16 protein-coding genes are annotated in these 15441 nt (G+C 44.1%); all 16 read left to right on the top strand.

The features are described 5' to 3' along the window. Positions 1-3 precede the first annotated feature (3 nt). The 16 genes from spoIIIAF (at position 4) to spoIVB (ending at position 15215) form a co-directional block, all read left to right on the top strand. Positions 4-624 (top strand): stage III sporulation protein AF, encoded by a 621-nt coding sequence (gene spoIIIAF / locus NYE49_RS12220; RefSeq protein ID WP_047182863.1) that lies wholly within the window; start codon positions 4-6, stop codon positions 622-624. Continuing rightward, on the top strand, positions 617-1306 hold the full coding sequence (gene spoIIIAG / locus NYE49_RS12215; RefSeq protein WP_014477307.1) for a stage III sporulation protein AG: 690 nt from the start codon (positions 617-619) through the stop codon (positions 1304-1306). Before spoIIIAF ends, spoIIIAG begins: the two co-directional genes overlap by 8 nt. Beyond that, positions 1307-1963 (top strand): stage III sporulation ratchet engulfment protein SpoIIIAH, encoded by a 657-nt coding sequence (gene spoIIIAH, locus NYE49_RS12210; protein ID WP_003230250.1) that lies wholly within the window; start codon positions 1307-1309, stop codon positions 1961-1963. It begins immediately after the preceding gene. Between the two features lie 156 nt (positions 1964-2119). Continuing rightward, positions 2120-2599 (top strand): acetyl-CoA carboxylase biotin carboxyl carrier protein, encoded by a 480-nt coding sequence (gene accB, locus NYE49_RS12205; protein ID WP_047182862.1) that lies wholly within the window; start codon positions 2120-2122, stop codon positions 2597-2599. Between the two features lie 11 nt (positions 2600-2610). Continuing rightward, a complete protein-coding gene (gene accC / locus NYE49_RS12200; RefSeq protein ID WP_003230253.1) occupies positions 2611-3963 on the top strand; it encodes an acetyl-CoA carboxylase biotin carboxylase subunit in 1353 nt (450 codons plus the stop codon). Between the two features lie 20 nt (positions 3964-3983). Continuing rightward, positions 3984-4391 (top strand): fatty acid biosynthesis protein YqhY, encoded by a 408-nt coding sequence (yqhY, locus tag NYE49_RS12195; RefSeq protein WP_014480235.1) that lies wholly within the window; start codon positions 3984-3986, stop codon positions 4389-4391. 263 nt (positions 4392-4654) lie between these two features. After that, a complete protein-coding gene (gene nusB, locus NYE49_RS12190; protein ID WP_003230256.1) occupies positions 4655-5050 on the top strand; it encodes a transcription antitermination factor NusB in 396 nt (131 codons plus the stop codon). Between the two features lie 11 nt (positions 5051-5061). Beyond that, positions 5062-5913: a bifunctional methylenetetrahydrofolate dehydrogenase/methenyltetrahydrofolate cyclohydrolase FolD gene (folD, locus tag NYE49_RS12185; RefSeq protein WP_015384072.1), complete on the top strand. Its 852-nt coding sequence runs from the start codon at positions 5062-5064 to the stop codon at positions 5911-5913. A 137-nt stretch (positions 5914-6050) separates the two neighbouring features. Further along, positions 6051-7397, top strand: a complete 1347-nt coding sequence (xseA, locus tag NYE49_RS12180) for an exodeoxyribonuclease VII large subunit (protein ID WP_015251733.1) — start codon at positions 6051-6053, stop codon at positions 7395-7397. Beyond that, positions 7394-7648, top strand: a complete 255-nt coding sequence (locus tag NYE49_RS12175; RefSeq protein ID WP_003226409.1) for an exodeoxyribonuclease VII small subunit — start codon at positions 7394-7396, stop codon at positions 7646-7648. Before xseA ends, NYE49_RS12175 begins: the two co-directional genes overlap by 4 nt. After that, positions 7638-8528 (top strand): polyprenyl synthetase family protein, encoded by an 891-nt coding sequence (locus tag NYE49_RS12170; protein ID WP_015483424.1) that lies wholly within the window; start codon positions 7638-7640, stop codon positions 8526-8528. Before NYE49_RS12175 ends, NYE49_RS12170 begins: the two co-directional genes overlap by 11 nt. 174 nt (positions 8529-8702) lie before the next feature. Next, the gene (gene dxs, locus NYE49_RS12165; protein ID WP_003245985.1) at positions 8703-10604 is read left to right on the top strand and encodes a 1-deoxy-D-xylulose-5-phosphate synthase; all 1902 of its coding nucleotides are present in this window, start codon (positions 8703-8705) and stop codon (positions 10602-10604) included. After that, the gene (locus NYE49_RS12160) at positions 10601-11446 is read left to right on the top strand and encodes a TlyA family RNA methyltransferase (RefSeq protein ID WP_015384068.1); all 846 of its coding nucleotides are present in this window, start codon (positions 10601-10603) and stop codon (positions 11444-11446) included. The genes dxs and NYE49_RS12160 overlap by 4 nt, the downstream gene beginning before the upstream one ends. Positions 11447-11543: 97 nt before the next feature. Then, complete coding sequence (argR, locus tag NYE49_RS12155; RefSeq protein ID WP_015384067.1) at positions 11544-11993, top strand: arginine repressor ArgR; 450 nt, start codon at positions 11544-11546, stop codon at positions 11991-11993. A 36-nt stretch (positions 11994-12029) separates the two neighbouring features. Further along, positions 12030-13760, top strand: a complete 1731-nt coding sequence (gene recN / locus NYE49_RS12150; RefSeq protein ID WP_047182861.1) for a DNA repair protein RecN — start codon at positions 12030-12032, stop codon at positions 13758-13760. A gap of 174 nt (positions 13761-13934) precedes the next feature. After that, positions 13935-15215, top strand: coding sequence for a SpoIVB peptidase (gene spoIVB / locus NYE49_RS12145; RefSeq protein WP_004398697.1), 1281 nt, complete (start codon positions 13935-13937; stop codon positions 15213-15215). Positions 15216-15441: the final 226 nt, after the last annotated feature.

Genomic DNA, 15441 nt, shown 5'->3' with positions numbered 1-15441 from the left:
CGAATGAATTTTTTAACGGAATGGCTTACCACCATCGTGTTGTTTATCCTATTTGCAATTGTGATTGATATGCTGCTGCCGAGCTCCAGCATGCAAAAGTACGCAAAAATGGTAGTCAGCCTGCTCTTGATTGTCGTCATGCTTACGCCGATTTTTAAACTTTTCAAGACAGACCCCGAAATCATCTTTGAATATCTCACAAAAAACGGGCAGTCAGAGTCTGCCGACATAAAAAATCAAATCAATTCAAAAAAAATAGAAATACAAGCTTCCCAGCGCGCATATATTCTAGAAGAAATGGCTGTCCAACTAAAAAAGAAAGCGGAGGAGAGATTCAGTCATGATGAATATAAAGTAGGCCGCATCAAACTCACGGCAGGAGAAAAGGTAGATTCAGAAGAGGATATTAAAACAATCAGCGTGTATATGGCCCCGTCTTCTGAAAAAACGGTCCAAACGGTCGCGCCGGTCCACATTGATACAGATCATGCATACGTAACGAAAGAAGCAGCCGAACAAAAAGAAGCCAAACAGATACAAACGCAGCTCGCGGACATTTGGGAAATCGGAAGTGAGAAAATTACGGTTCATATGGAAGGCGGGGAGAATGTCGGCAATGAATAAAAACGGATTATGGAATGTATTGAAAAAGCAGTTTCTTCCGGGACAAACGAAGGACGGCGAAAAGCCGAAGCTGACCAAATATCATTACTTTCTATTCGTTTTTGTTCTCGGAGTTTCCTTTATGCTTGTCAGCCAGCTGTTTTCTTCACCTGAGAAAACAGAAAACGCCAAAACGATAACGGCCGTATCATCGCAACATTCCGCAGACAGCAAAGAGAAAACAGCTGAAGTGTTTAAAGCCTCAAAATCTGATAAACCTAAAGACTCGATCGATGACTATGAAAAAGAATACGAAAATCAGCTGAAAGAAATTCTTGAAACAATCATTGGTGTGGACGATGTCTCGGTTGTCGTGAACGTAGATGCAACGTCGCTGAAAGTATACGAAAAAAACAAATCAAACAAAAATACAACCACTGAAGAAACTGACAAAGAAGGCGGAACAAGAAGCGTTACAGACCAAACATCGGAGGAAGAAATCGTCATGATCAAAAACGGCGATAAAGAAACACCTGTCGTCGTCCAAACGAAAAAACCTGATATACGCGGTGTACTCGTTGTTGCTCAAGGAGTGGACAACGTTCAAATAAAACAAACCATTATCGAAGCGGTGACACGGGTCCTGGATGTTCCAAGCCACCGGGTTGCGGTTGCCCCTAAAAAAATAAAGGAGGATTCATAAATGCTTAAAAAACAAACCGTTTGGCTATTAACAATGCTCAGTCTTGTCGTGGTGTTAAGCGTCTACTATATCATGTCGCCGGAAAGCAAAAACGCCGTGCAGATGCAAAGTGAAAAAAGCGCGTCTGACAGCGGAGAGGTCGCAACTGAAAAAGCGCCTGCCAAGCAAGACACGAAGGAAAAAAGCGGTACAGAAACTGAAAAAGGAAAAGAAGATGGAACAAAGGGAACGAAAGATTCATCAGCAGACAAGGAAACATCCGCTGAAGCCAGTGAAAAAGGAACTGTTGTTACGGAAACAGCCGATGATGATCTGTTTACAACGTACCGTCTTGATTTAGAAGATGCCAGAAGCAAAGAAAGAGAAGAGCTGAATGCCATTGTGTCAAGCGATGATGCAACAGCCAAGGAGAAAAGCGAAGCATACGATAAAATGACGGCTCTCAGTGAAGTGGAAGGAACAGAAAAACAGCTGGAAACGCTGATTAAAACACAAGGTTACGAGGATGCGCTCGTTAATGCTGAAGGAGATAAAATCAATATTACAGTCAAATCAGACAAACACTCCAAATCGAAGGCGACAGCCATTATAGACCTTGTCGCAAAAGAAATCAAAACAATGAAAGATGTCGCTGTCACATTTGAACCATCCAAGTAAGAAAGAGGAAAAAGAAGCCCGCTAAACAAGCGGGCTTTTTGCGTTGCTGTCATATTAGAGTTGAATTCAAAAGTCCGCTCCTGTAAGATGAACATAGTATGTACTTTTAGTAGTAACCTATAAAAAAAGAAATTTCATACATAGGAGTGCGATTGAATGTTAAATATCAAAGAAATCCACGAGCTGATTAAAGCAATTGACGAGTCTACAATTGACGAATTCGTATATGAAAATGAAGGTGTATCCTTAAAACTGAAAAAACACGAAGCAGGCACGGTTCAAGTCATGCAGCAGGCACCGGCAGCACCTGTACAAGCACAGGCTCCGCAGGCAGTTCAGCCGCAAGCGCAGCAAGCAGCGGCACCTGCCCAAGAAACACCAAAACAAGATGAGAATCTGCATAAAATCACTTCACCAATGGTAGGAACATTTTATGCTTCTTCATCACCGGAAGCTGGCCCGTATGTAACAGCCGGTTCAAAAGTAAATGAAAACACAGTTGTCTGCATTGTAGAAGCGATGAAGCTTTTCAACGAAATCGAAGCAGAAGTGAAAGGCGAAATCGTTGAAGTATTAGTAGAAAACGGCCAGCTGGTCGAATACGGACAACCTCTATTTCTTGTAAAAGCGGAGTAAGGAGACTTAACATGATTAAAAAGCTATTGATCGCCAACAGAGGAGAAATTGCTGTCAGAATCATCAGAGCCTGCAGAGAGCTCGGAATTGAGACTGTCGCTGTTTATTCAGAAGCTGATAAAGATGCCCTTCATGTTCAAATGGCCGATGAAGCTTTTTGTATCGGACCGAAAGCATCAAAAGACAGCTATTTAAACGTTACAAATATTGTGAGTGTTGCAAAGCTGACTGGCACGGACGCCATTCATCCGGGATACGGATTTTTAGCTGAAAATGCTGATTTCGCTGAATTATGTGAAGAAGTTAATGTCACGTTTGTCGGTCCGAGCGCTGACGCCATTTCAAAAATGGGAACAAAAGACGTTGCGCGGGAAACGATGAAACAGGCCGGCGTGCCAATCGTACCGGGTTCACAGGGAATTATAGAAAATGTGGAAGAAGCGGTTTCGCTTGCTAATGAAATTGGGTATCCTGTAATTATAAAAGCCACCGCAGGCGGAGGCGGAAAAGGAATTAGGGTTGCCCGCACTGAAGAGGAACTGATTAATGGCATTAAGATTACACAGCAGGAAGCGGCAACTGCATTTGGGAATCCAGGTGTATACATCGAAAAATACATAGAAGATTTTCGCCATGTTGAGATCCAAGTGCTTGCTGATAACTACGGAAATACGATCCATTTGGGCGAACGCGACTGCTCGATCCAAAGACGCCTGCAAAAGCTTTTGGAAGAATCACCATCTCCTGCCCTTGATTCAGAAATCAGGGAGCAAATGGGAGATGCAGCGGTAAAGGCTGCAAAAGCGGTTGGCTATACAGGTGCTGGAACAGTTGAATTTATCTATGACTACAATGAACAGCGCTATTACTTCATGGAAATGAACACGAGAATTCAGGTAGAGCACCCAGTCACAGAAATGGTGACGGGAACTGACCTGATCAAGGAACAAATCAAAGTGGCATCAGGAATGGAACTGAGCCTCAAGCAAGAAGATGTTGAATTTGAAGGCTGGGCCATCGAATGCCGAATCAACGCAGAAAACCCAAGTAAAAATTTCATGCCGTCACCTGGTGAAATTAAAATGTACCTGCCTCCTGGCGGTCTTGGTGTCCGTGTTGATTCAGCTGCGTACCCTGGCTATTCCATCCCACCGTACTATGACAGCATGATTGCAAAGGTCATCACATACGGGAAAACGAGGGATGAAGCGATTGCCCGCATGAAGCGCGCATTGAGCGAATTCGTCATCGAAGGCATTGAGACAACAATCCCTTTCCATTTAAAACTGCTTGAACACGAAACATTTGTGAGCGGAGAGTTTAATACGAAATTTTTAGAAACATATGATGTAATGGGCTCATAATTTTTACGGAGGTGAATTGAATGAAAGACAACAGCTTGCTTAAAATGGATCACGAAGATACGCATTTGGGTAAGGTTGAGATTGCACCGGAGGTCATTGAGGTCATTGCCGGCATTGCAGCATCAGAAGTTGATGGGGTTGCCGAAATGCGCGGAAACTTTGCGACAGGCGTCGTTGAGCGCTTTGGCAAAGTGAATCATGGCAAAGGTGTCAAAGTCGACCTGGCGGAAGACGGAATTACGATCGATGTATACTGTGTCGTTACATTTGGCGTTTCGATTCCGAAAGTTGCAGCATCCGTTCAGGAAAACATTCGTCAAACCTTATTAAATATGACGTCTCTTTCGATTAACGAGATCAATATTCACATCGTCGGCATTCAATTTGACACAAAAGCCCAAGAAGTCCAAATCGACGAAGAAATGTAAATGGCTTAACACGAAACCAAGGGGAGGGCGGCCCTTTGGTTTTTTTACACGTTACCCTTTATTTCAAAGCATGAAGAAAGCCGGCTTAAATAGCCGAGTTTCTTCATGATCGTGAAATCCGAATGATCATATTAAGGTGTGTGAAAATATTCGGTAATAGGGTAAAAAAACCTTGATTTCAATATGCGGATACGAAAAAAATATGTTATGATCTCTTTGTGGCTTAACGACAAGCGGATAAAGAGGATCAAAGGAGAAAGAAAATGAAAAGAAGAACAGCAAGAGAAAAAGCTTTGCAGGCACTATTTCAAATTGATGTCAGCGATATTGCAGTGAATGAAGCCATAGAACACGCACTGGATGAAGAAAAAACAGATCCTTTCTTTGAACAGCTTGTACACGGGGTATTGGAACACCAAGACCAGCTGGATGAAATGATCTCCAAGCATCTGGTGAATTGGAAGCTCGATCGGATTGCCAATGTTGACCGTGCGATTTTGCGCTTGGCAGCATATGAAATGGCATATGCCGAAGACATTCCGGTGAATGTCTCCATGAACGAAGCGATTGAGCTGGCAAAACGGTTTGGTGATGACAAAGCGACAAAGTTTGTAAACGGGGTTCTTTCTAACATTAAATCTGATATTGAACAATCATAGGAGGAAAGAAAATGACTGCAACAATCATCGACGGAAAAGAAACGGCTAGAGAAAAACGCGAACAATTGGCAAAAGAGGTAGAAGAGCTTAAAAAGCAAGGCGTCACTCCCGGACTGGCGGTTATATTGATTGGAGATGACCCTGCTTCTCACTCTTACGTGCGAGGAAAGAAAAAAGCGGCAGAAACAATGGGAATGAATTTCAAGCTCGATCAATTTGACAGCAGCCTCACAGAAGCTGAACTGCTTTCCGTTATTGATCAATATAACCAAGACCCTGAGTTTCATGGCATTCTCGTTCAGCTTCCGCTCCCAGACCATATTTCTGAAAAAGCGGTGATCGAACGTATCTCTCCTGATAAAGATGTAGACGGTTTTCATCCGTTAAACGTAGGGAAAATGCTGCTTGGCGAAGATACGTTTCTTCCTTGCACGCCTCATGGAATTGTTGAGCTTTTGAAGAAAACCAATATTGACCTTTCCGGTAAAGAGGTTGTTGTAGTCGGCCGAAGCAACATTGTCGGCAAACCTGTCGGCCAGCTTTTATTAAATGAAAACGCGACGGTTACTTACTGTCATTCAAGAACAGAAAATATTACTGAACATACGAAAAAAGCGGACATCCTGGTGGTGGCAGTCGGCAGAGCCAACTTCATCAGTGCAGACCAGATCAAAGAGGGCGCTGTTGTCATTGACGTTGGCGTTAACCGTCTGGAAAACGGAAAGCTTTGCGGAGACGTTGAATTTGAAGGGGCGAAGGAAAAAGCGTCCTTCATCACGCCGGTTCCGGGCGGAGTAGGTCCGATGACCATCACGATGCTTGCGCATAATACTGTTAAATCTGCGAAACGTACGTTATCATAGATAATTGGAGATATTCACAGGCGAAATGTTTACCCGCCTTGAATATGAGCACGATACCCGCTTCTTCAGGCTCCTAAAGCCAGGGCGGGTTTTCTTTAGTTATGGTGCAGGAATGCTTAGGAGAGGAGTTTTTAGACATGGGTGAAGCAGCGTATGTGACCGTCTCAGCGCTGACAAAGTATATAAAACGAAAATTCGATGTAGATCCTCACCTTGAAAATATTTGGATTAAAGGCGAATTGTCGAATGTAAAGATACACACACGAGGGCATATTTATTTCACTTTAAAAGACGAAAACGCAAGAATGCAGTCGGTGATGTTCGCGAGACAAAGCGAGCGTCTGCCTTTTAAACCTGAAAACGGAATGAAAGTGCTGGTAAGAGGCGGAATTTCCGTATATGAACCGAGCGGAAACTATCAATTATATGCCAAAGAAATGCAGCCTGACGGGGTTGGAGCGCTTTATTTAGCGTACGAAGAATTAAAAAAGAAGCTTGCCGGAGAAGGTTTATTTGACGACCGCTACAAAAAACAAATCCCCGCATTTCCAGCCACAATCGGGGTTGTGACATCTCCAACGGGTGCCGCTGTCAGAGACGTTATTACAACTCTAAAAAGAAGATATCCCCTTGTAAAAGTCATTGTTCTTCCAGCGCTCGTACAAGGTGAAAATGCGAGCAGATCCATCGTTACGCGCATTGAAGAGGCAAATGAAAAAGAGATTTGCGACGTACTAATTGTCGGGAGAGGCGGCGGTTCGATAGAAGAACTGTGGGCGTTCAATGAAGAAATTGTAGCACGCGCCATCTTTGCTTCCAATATTCCGATTATATCGGCAGTCGGACATGAGACGGATTTTACGATCAGTGATTTTGTCGCCGATATCAGAGCCGCGACGCCGACAGGAGCAGCTGAGATTGCTGTGCCTCATACCACTGATTTAATCGAACGGACAAAAACAGCGGAAGTCAGAATGACAAGAGCAATGCAGCAGCATCTCGGCCAGAAAAAAGAACGGATTCAAACGCTGCAATCGTCCTATGCCTTTCGTTTTCCAAAGCGTTTGTATGCGCAAAAAGAGCAGCAGTTTGACCTCGCGTACCAGCAGTTTCAAGCACAGCTGACCGCTCTTTTAGATCGGAAAAGCAGACAGCTGGAGCGTGAAACGTACAGATTAGAGGCACTGCATCCTCATGAACAGCTGAAACAAGCGAGAACACGATACCAGGAACAAACAAATCAGCTGAGAAAAAATATGAATATCCAAATGAAGCAGCTGCATTCCCAATTTCAAACCGTTCTTGGCAAGCTGAATGCACTAAGTCCTCTTCAAGTGATGGAAAGAGGATACAGCTTGGCTTATAAAGAAGATAAACTCATTAAAAGTGTCAGTCAGATAGAAGAGCAGGACCGGCTTGAAGTCAAGCTGAAGGATGGCGTGCTGACCTGTGAAGTATTAGAAAAGAGAGGGGAAGAAAAATGACAGACGTGAAAAAAAATGAAAACATGACATTTGAAGAGGCGATGAAAGGGCTTGAGAGCATCGTATCAAAGCTTGAAGAGGGAGATGTGCCTCTAGAGCAAGCCATTAACTATTTCCAAGAAGGCATGGCTCTGTCAAAAATGTGCCATGAAAAGCTGCAAAAAGTCGAAAAGCAAATGGATTTCATTTTAAAAGAAGACGGCGAACTGGCACCTTTCAGTGTTCAGGAGGAAGACGAAGGTGACAAATAAATTAACGAGCTTTCTGGCGGACCGGAAAAAAACAATTGAAAATCAGCTTTCTGTCTATACAGAAAAGCTGGATATGCCGGACTCATTAAAGAAATCTATGCTGTATTCTCTAGAGGCCGGCGGAAAGCGGTTGCGGCCTCTGATTGTACTGGCTGTTTTAAACGCATATGGAAAAAGCGAAAAAGACGGCATTCCGGTCGGCTGTGCTGTCGAAATGATTCACACGTATTCGTTAATTCACGATGATCTTCCATGCATGGATGATGACGATTTGCGCCGCGGGAAGCCGACAAACCATAAAGTGTTTGGTGAAGCGACGGCAGTATTAGCGGGTGACGGGCTGCTCACAGAAAGCTTTAAGCTGATTACCTCCCACGTGTCAGACGAGGTGTCAGCAGAAAAGCGCCTGCGGCTTGTGAATGAACTGATTTCAGCGGCAGGCACCGAAGGCATGGTCGGGGGGCAAGTAGCTGATATGGAAGCGGAAAACCGACAAGTCACGCTTGAAGAGCTCGAATCCATTCATGAACGGAAAACTGCCAAGCTTCTTGGCTTTTGTGTAATCGCCGGTGCTATTTTGGCTGATGCGCCTGAGGAAGACATTGAAACACTGCGTACCTTCAGCAGCCACATTGGAATCGGATTTCAAATCAGAGACGATATTTTAGATTTAGAAGGCAGTGAAGAGAAAATCGGCAAACGTGTCGGCTCGGATACCACAAATGACAAATCGACATACCCGTCGCTTCTTTCATTGGAAGGGGCCAAACATAAATTGGATGTTCATATAAAAGAGGCGAAGCGATTGATCGGCGGACTCTCTCTTCAAAAAGACCTTTTATATGAGCTTTGTGATTTAATTGCGGCAAGAGATCACTAAAACGATCCTAATTTGAAGCGGCTGCACGAGATATGGTAAAATGTAAGCAGTTTATATGAAAAATGAAAAGGAAAAGCGCGTTTGTCTTTTTTTATGTCTGAGATTATTGTCAGCTCGGCATGCAAAAGACATGTATCATTGCAGAAATTCATGCTGAAAGTGAGTTGATCCGCTTTGGATCTTTTATCAATACAGGACCCGTCGTTTTTAAAAAACATGTCCATTGATGAATTAGAGAAATTAAGTGATGAAATCCGTCAGTTTTTAATTACAAGTTTATCCGCTTCCGGCGGCCACATCGGCCCAAACTTAGGTGTCGTAGAGCTTACTGTTGCCCTGCATAAGGAATTTAACAGCCCGAAAGACAAATTTTTATGGGATGTAGGCCATCAGTCGTATGTCCATAAGCTGCTGACAGGACGCGGAAAAGAATTTGCGACGCTTCGCCAGTACAAAGGGCTTTGCGGATTTCCAAAGCGGAGTGAAAGCGAGCACGATGTTTGGGAAACCGGGCACAGCTCGACTTCTCTGTCAGGCGCGATGGGAATGGCAGCTGCCCGTGATATTAAAGGAACGGATGAATATATTATTCCGATCATTGGTGACGGCGCGCTGACCGGCGGTATGGCGCTCGAAGCCCTTAACCACATCGGCGACGAGAAAAAAGACATGATTGTCATCCTTAATGATAATGAAATGAGTATTGCGCCAAATGTCGGTGCCATTCACTCTATGCTCGGACGGCTCCGTACTGCGGGGAAATACCAGTGGGTCAAAGATGAGCTTGAATACTTATTTAAAAAGATTCCGGCAGTTGGGGGCAAGCTTGCCGCCACGGCGGAACGGGTCAAAGACAGCCTGAAATACATGCTCGTCTCCGGAATGTTTTTCGAGGAGCTCGGTTTTACGTATTTGGGCCCAGTGGACGGACATTCTTATCATGAGCTGATTGAGAATCTTCAATACGCCAAAAAAACGAAAGGCCCTGTTCTTCTGCACGTCATCACGAAAAAAGGGAAGGGGTACAAACCGGCTGAGACCGATACGATTGGAACATGGCATGGTACCGGACCATATAAAATTAATACCGGCGACTTTGTAAAGCCGAAAGCCGCAGCTCCTTCGTGGAGCGGCCTTGTCAGCGGAACTGTGCAGCGAATGGCGCGCGAGGACGGACGCATTGTAGCCATTACGCCGGCTATGCCTGTCGGTTCAAAGCTTGAAGGTTTCGCAAAGGAATTCCCTGACCGGATGTTCGACGTAGGAATCGCAGAACAGCATGCCGCAACGATGGCGGCAGCTATGGCAATGCAGGGTATGAAGCCGTTTTTGGCGATTTACTCAACCTTCCTGCAAAGGGCATATGACCAAGTTGTTCATGACATCTGCCGCCAAAACGCCAATGTGTTTATTGGAATTGACCGTGCAGGACTCGTCGGCGCTGATGGAGAGACACATCAAGGCGTGTTTGATATTGCGTTTATGCGCCACATTCCAAACATGGTCTTAATGATGCCGAAAGACGAAAATGAAGGCCAGCACATGGTTCATACAGCACTTAGCTATGACGAAGGCCCGATAGCGATGCGTTTTCCGCGCGGAAACGGACTCGGCGTAAAAATGGATGAACAGTTGAAAACGATTCCGATCGGTACGTGGGAGGTGCTGCGTCCAGGGAACGATGCTGTCATCTTAACATTCGGCACAACAATAGAAATGGCGATTGAAGCAGCCGAAGAGCTGCAGAAAGAAGGCCTTTCCGTGCGCGTTGTGAATGCGCGTTTTATTAAGCCGATTGATGAAAAGATGATGAAGAGTATCCTAAAAGAAGGCTTGCCAATTTTAACAATTGAAGAAGCGGTCTTAGAAGGCGGTTTCGGAAGCTCGATTTTAGAATTCGCTCATGATCAAGGTGAATATCATACTCCGATTGACAGAATGGGTATACCTGATCGGTTTATTGAACACGGAAGCGTAACAGCGCTTCTTGAGGAAATTGGACTGACAAAACAGCAGGTGGCAAATCGTATTAGATTACTGATGCCGCCAAAGACACACAAAGGAATTGGATCATGACGTCAAAAAAAGAACGATTAGATGTATTATTAGTGGAAAGAGGGCTGGCGGAAACGCGTGAAAAAGCCAAAAGAGCCATTATGGCGGGGATCGTCTATTCAAACGAAAACCGCTTGGACAAGCCTGGAGAAAAAATTGATCGCGACCTTCCACTAACAGTCAAAGGAAACCCGCTGAAGTATGTGAGCAGGGGCGGCTTAAAGCTCGAAAAAGCGCTGAAGGAATTTCCCGTCTCTGTCAAAGATAAAATTATGATTGATATTGGCTCCTCCACCGGCGGTTTTACGGACTGCGCTTTGCAAAATGGAGCTAAACAGTCATACGCTGTGGATGTAGGCTATAATCAGCTTGCGTGGAAGCTTAGACAGGATGAACGGGTCGTCGTGATGGAACGGACGAACTTTCGTTATGCAACACCGGCAGACTTTACAAAGGGCATGCCGGAGTTTGCCACAATTGATGTGTCCTTTATTTCACTGCGGCTCATCCTGCCTGTCCTAAGGACTTTACTCGTACCGGGCAGCGACTGCATGGCTCTAGTTAAGCCTCAGTTTGAAGCGGGACGGGAATCCGTCGGCAAAAAAGGGATTGTCAGAGATCCTAAAGTGCATGCTGATGTGCTCAAGCGAATGATCAGTTTTTCTGCCGCTGAAGGCTATATCTGTAAAGGCTTGTCATTTTCTCCAATCACGGGAGGAGACGGAAATATTGAGTTTCTCCTTCATTTGCATTGGCCGGGAGAGGGACAGGAAGGCCAGGAGCTGCCGGAAGAAGAGATCATGCGCGTTGTAGAAGAAGCACATAAGACGTTAAAAGAAAAAAAGGCAGATGTACCGGAATAATAGGGCGCTATTATTCCTTTTTTCTGCATTCATGTACAATGTGCAGAGAATCATATAACATAAAAGAACAGATAAGCTTGGAAATAGAGGTGCTTACATGAACAAAGGCCAGAGGCATATTAAAATCAGAGAGATCATTACAAGCAATGAAATCGAAACGCAGGATGAATTGGTCGACATGCTAAAGCAGGATGGATACAAAGTAACGCAGGCCACGGTATCACGGGATATTAAAGAACTTCACCTTGTAAAAGTGCCTACAAATAATGGTTCTTACAAATACAGTCTTCCGGCGGACCAGCGTTTCAATCCGCTGTCTAAGCTAAAGCGGGCATTGATGGACGCATTTGTGAAAATAGACTCAGCAAGCCATATGATCGTGCTGAAAACGATGCCGGGCAATGCTCAGGCAATCGGGGCGCTGATGGACAATTTGGACTGGGATGAAATTATGGGAACCATTTGCGGAGATGACACGATTTTAATTATTTGCCGGACTCCTGGAGATACAGACGGTGTAAAAAACAGGCTCCTTGAACTGCTGTAACAGAAAATCTAACAAAGATAAGAGGTGTAATGCTGTTTGTTAGCTGAACTATCGATTAAAAACTTTGCCATTATTGAGGAACTGACGGTTTCTTTTGAACGTGGGCTTACGGTTTTAACAGGAGAAACCGGAGCCGGCAAATCCATTATCATAGATGCCATTTCTCTTTTAGTCGGAGGCCGCGGATCATCTGAATTTGTTAGATATGGGGAAGCAAAAGCCGAACTTGAAGGGCTGTTTCTGTTGGAGAGCGGCCATCCTGTTTTAGGCGTATGCGCTGAGCAGGGTATCGACGTTTCAGACGAAATGATCGTCATGAGAAGGGATATCAGCACGAGCGGGAAAAGCGTTTGCCGTGTCAATGGCAAGCTTGTCACGATTGCTTCGCTAAGAGAGATCGGCAGGCTTTTATTAGATATTCACGGGCAGCACGATAACCAGCTGTTAATGGAAGACGAAAATCATCTCCAGCTTTTGGACAAGTTTGCCGGGACCGAAGTGGAAAGCGCGCTCAAAACGTATCAGGAAGGGTACCAGCGGTATATGAAGCTGCTCAAAAAGCTTAAGCAGCTTTCTGAAAGCGAACAGGAAATGGCCCATCGCCTTGATCTTATTCAATTTCAGCTCGAAGAAATCGAATCGGCAAAGCTTGAGCTTAACGAAGATGAACAGCTCCAAGAAGAGCGCCAGCAAATTTCAAACTTTGAGAAGATATATGAGTCGCTGCAAAATGCATATAACGCGCTTCGCAGTGAGCAGGGCGGATTGGACTGGGTCGGAATGGCATCAGCGCAGCTAGAAGATATATCTGATATTAACGAACCGCTGAAAAAAATGTCTGAAAGTGTTTCGAACTCCTACTATTTGCTTGAGGATGCTACATTTCAGATGAGAAATATGCTGGATGAGCTTGAATTTGATCCGGAACGCCTGAACTATATTGAGACGCGACTTAATGAAATCAAACAGCTGAAACGAAAATACGGTGCCACTGTTGAAGACATTTTGGAATATGCTTCTAAAATTGAAGAAGAGATTGACCAAATTGAAAATAGGGACAGCCACCTTCAAAGCTTGAAAAAGGAGCTTGACTCCGTCGGCAAAGATGTCGCAGTGGAAGCGGCAAATGTGTCACAAATCCGAAAAACATGGGCGAAAAAGCTGGCTGATGAGATTCATCGGGAATTAAAAAGCCTGTACATGGAAAAATCAACTTTTGATACGGAATTTAAGGTCAGAACAGCGTCACGCAATGAAGAGGCGCCGCTTGTAAACGGCCAGCCCGTTCAGCTGACTGAACAAGGGATTGACCTGGTGAAATTTTTAATTTCAACCAATACAGGCGAGCCGCTGAAATCTCTTTCGAAAGTTGCTTCAGGTGGAGAGCTGTCACGGGTGATGCTTGCCATAAAAAGCATTTTTTCCTCACAACAGGATGTGACATCGATCATTTTTGATGAGGTTGATACCGGTGTAAGCGGGAGGGTCGCACAGGCAATCGCTGAGAAGATCCATAAGGTGTCAATAGGATCACAAGTGCTTTGTATTACACACCTCCCTCAGGTGGCTGCCATGGCCGATACGCATCTTTATATTGCGAAGGAGTTAAAAGACGGCAGAACGACGACACGTGTCAAGCCGCTCTCTAAGCAGGAAAAGGTAGCGGAAATCGGGCGCATGATTGCAGGTGTCGAAGTAACCGATTTAACGAAACGCCATGCGAAAGAACTTTTAAAACAAGCGGATCAAGTCAAAACAACTGGGTAAGCTGCGTGAGAAGCGCAGCTTATTTTTTTCGTGCACATCCATTCGTTCATCAGTATATCCAATGTTTTTCTTCATATGACAGTTATAAATAAGCCGTCAGAAGGCAAAATTAAATGATGTAGCAGCAAGTCATAAAGAAGGTGTGGGATAGGAGCGAGGAGAGTGAAGTAGTGAATGCCCGATAACATCAGAAAAGCAGTAGGTTTAATTCTCCTTGTTTCGTTATTAAGTGTAGGTTTATGCAAACCGCTAAAAGAATATTTACTGATTCCAACGCAAATGAGAGTATTTGAAACCCAAACACAAGCGATTGAAACGAGTTTATCGGTAAACGCTCAGACATCAGAATCCTCAGAAGCGTTTACAGTAAAGAAAGATCCGCATGAAATCAAGGTGACGGGCAAAAAATCTGGTGAGTCAGAATTAGTATACGATCTTGCCGGATTTCCAATTAAAAAAACAAAAGTGCACGTTCTTCCTGATTTAAAAGTTATACCTGGCGGACAATCAATCGGCGTAAAACTTCATTCCGTCGGTGTTCTTGTCGTCGGATTTCATCAAATTAATACAAGTGAAGGCAAAAAATCTCCGGGAGAAACGGCCGGAATTGAAGCGGGCGACATCATTATTGAGATGAATGGACAGAAAATTGAAAAAATGAATGATGTAGCCCCATTTATTCAAAAGGCTGGGAAAACTGGTGAATCTTTAGACTTACTGATCAAACGTGATAAACAGAAAATCAAAACGAAGCTGATCCCAGAAAAGGATGAAGGAGAAGGTAAATACAGAATCGGGTTATATATCAGAGATTCTGCTGCCGGCATCGGCACTATGACCTTTTATGAACCGAAAACAAAAAAATACGGAGCACTTGGCCACGTGATTTCCGATATGGACACAAAGAAACCAATTGTTGTGGAGAATGGAGAAATCGTTAAATCCACTGTAACATCAATTGAAAAAGGGACAGGCGGTAATCCGGGAGAAAAACTGGCGCGATTTTCCTCAGAACGCAAAACGATCGGGGATATTAACAGAAACAGCCCATTTGGAATTTTCGGCACGCTGCATCAGCCGATTCAAAACAACATATCAGATCAAGCACTGCCGGTTGCGTTTTCTACCGAAGTCAAAAAAGGACCGGCTGAAATTTTAACCGTTATTGATGATGACAAAGTAGAAAAATTCGATATTGAAATCGTCAGTACAACGCCGCAAAAATTCCCTGCGACAAAAGGAATGGTGTTGAAAATTACCGATCCAAGGCTGTTGAAAGAAACAGGAGGCATCGTACAGGGGATGAGCGGAAGCCCGATCATTCAAAATGGAAAAGTGATCGGCGCTGTCACCCATGTGTTTGTAAATGACCCGACAAGCGGCTACGGTGTTCATATTGAATGGATGCTGTCAGAAGCAGGAATCGATATTTACGGAAAAGAAAAAGCAAGCTGACTGCCGGAGTTTCCGGCAGTTTTTTTATTTTGATCCCTCTTCACTTCTCAGAATACATAAGGTAAAATATACAAAAGAAGATTTTTCGACAAATTCACGTTTCCTTGTTTGTCAAATTTCATTTTTAGTCGAAAAACAGAGAAAAACATAGAATAACAAAGATATGCCACTAATATTGGTGATTATGATTTTTTTAAAGGGTATATAGCGGTTTTGTCGAATGTAA

Source organism: Bacillus sp. FSL L8-0358 (genome assembly GCF_038593095.1).
GTDB classification, from domain to species: domain Bacteria; phylum Bacillota; class Bacilli; order Bacillales; family Bacillaceae; genus Bacillus; species Bacillus subtilis.
Note: the sequence above shows the minus strand (reverse complement) of the source record. Positions and strands in the feature narration are given on the sequence as shown.

Coding starts and splice junctions, on each gene's coding strand:
- spoIIIAF (WP_047182863.1), top strand. CDS start 4: ATGAATTTTTTAACGGAATGGCTTACCACCATCGTGTTGTTTATCCTA.
- spoIIIAG (WP_014477307.1), top strand. CDS start 617: ATGAATAAAAACGGATTATGGAATGTATTGAAAAAGCAGTTTCTTCCG.
- spoIIIAH (WP_003230250.1), top strand. CDS start 1,307: ATGCTTAAAAAACAAACCGTTTGGCTATTAACAATGCTCAGTCTTGTC.
- accB (WP_047182862.1), top strand. CDS start 2,120: ATGTTAAATATCAAAGAAATCCACGAGCTGATTAAAGCAATTGACGAG.
- accC (WP_003230253.1), top strand. CDS start 2,611: ATGATTAAAAAGCTATTGATCGCCAACAGAGGAGAAATTGCTGTCAGA.
- yqhY (WP_014480235.1), top strand. CDS start 3,984: ATGAAAGACAACAGCTTGCTTAAAATGGATCACGAAGATACGCATTTG.
- nusB (WP_003230256.1), top strand. CDS start 4,655: ATGAAAAGAAGAACAGCAAGAGAAAAAGCTTTGCAGGCACTATTTCAA.
- folD (WP_015384072.1), top strand. CDS start 5,062: ATGACTGCAACAATCATCGACGGAAAAGAAACGGCTAGAGAAAAACGC.
- xseA (WP_015251733.1), top strand. CDS start 6,051: ATGGGTGAAGCAGCGTATGTGACCGTCTCAGCGCTGACAAAGTATATA.
- NYE49_RS12175 (WP_003226409.1), top strand. CDS start 7,394: ATGACAGACGTGAAAAAAAATGAAAACATGACATTTGAAGAGGCGATG.
- NYE49_RS12160 (WP_015384068.1), top strand. CDS start 10,601: ATGACGTCAAAAAAAGAACGATTAGATGTATTATTAGTGGAAAGAGGG.
- argR (WP_015384067.1), top strand. CDS start 11,544: ATGAACAAAGGCCAGAGGCATATTAAAATCAGAGAGATCATTACAAGC.
- spoIVB (WP_004398697.1), top strand. CDS start 13,935: ATGCCCGATAACATCAGAAAAGCAGTAGGTTTAATTCTCCTTGTTTCG.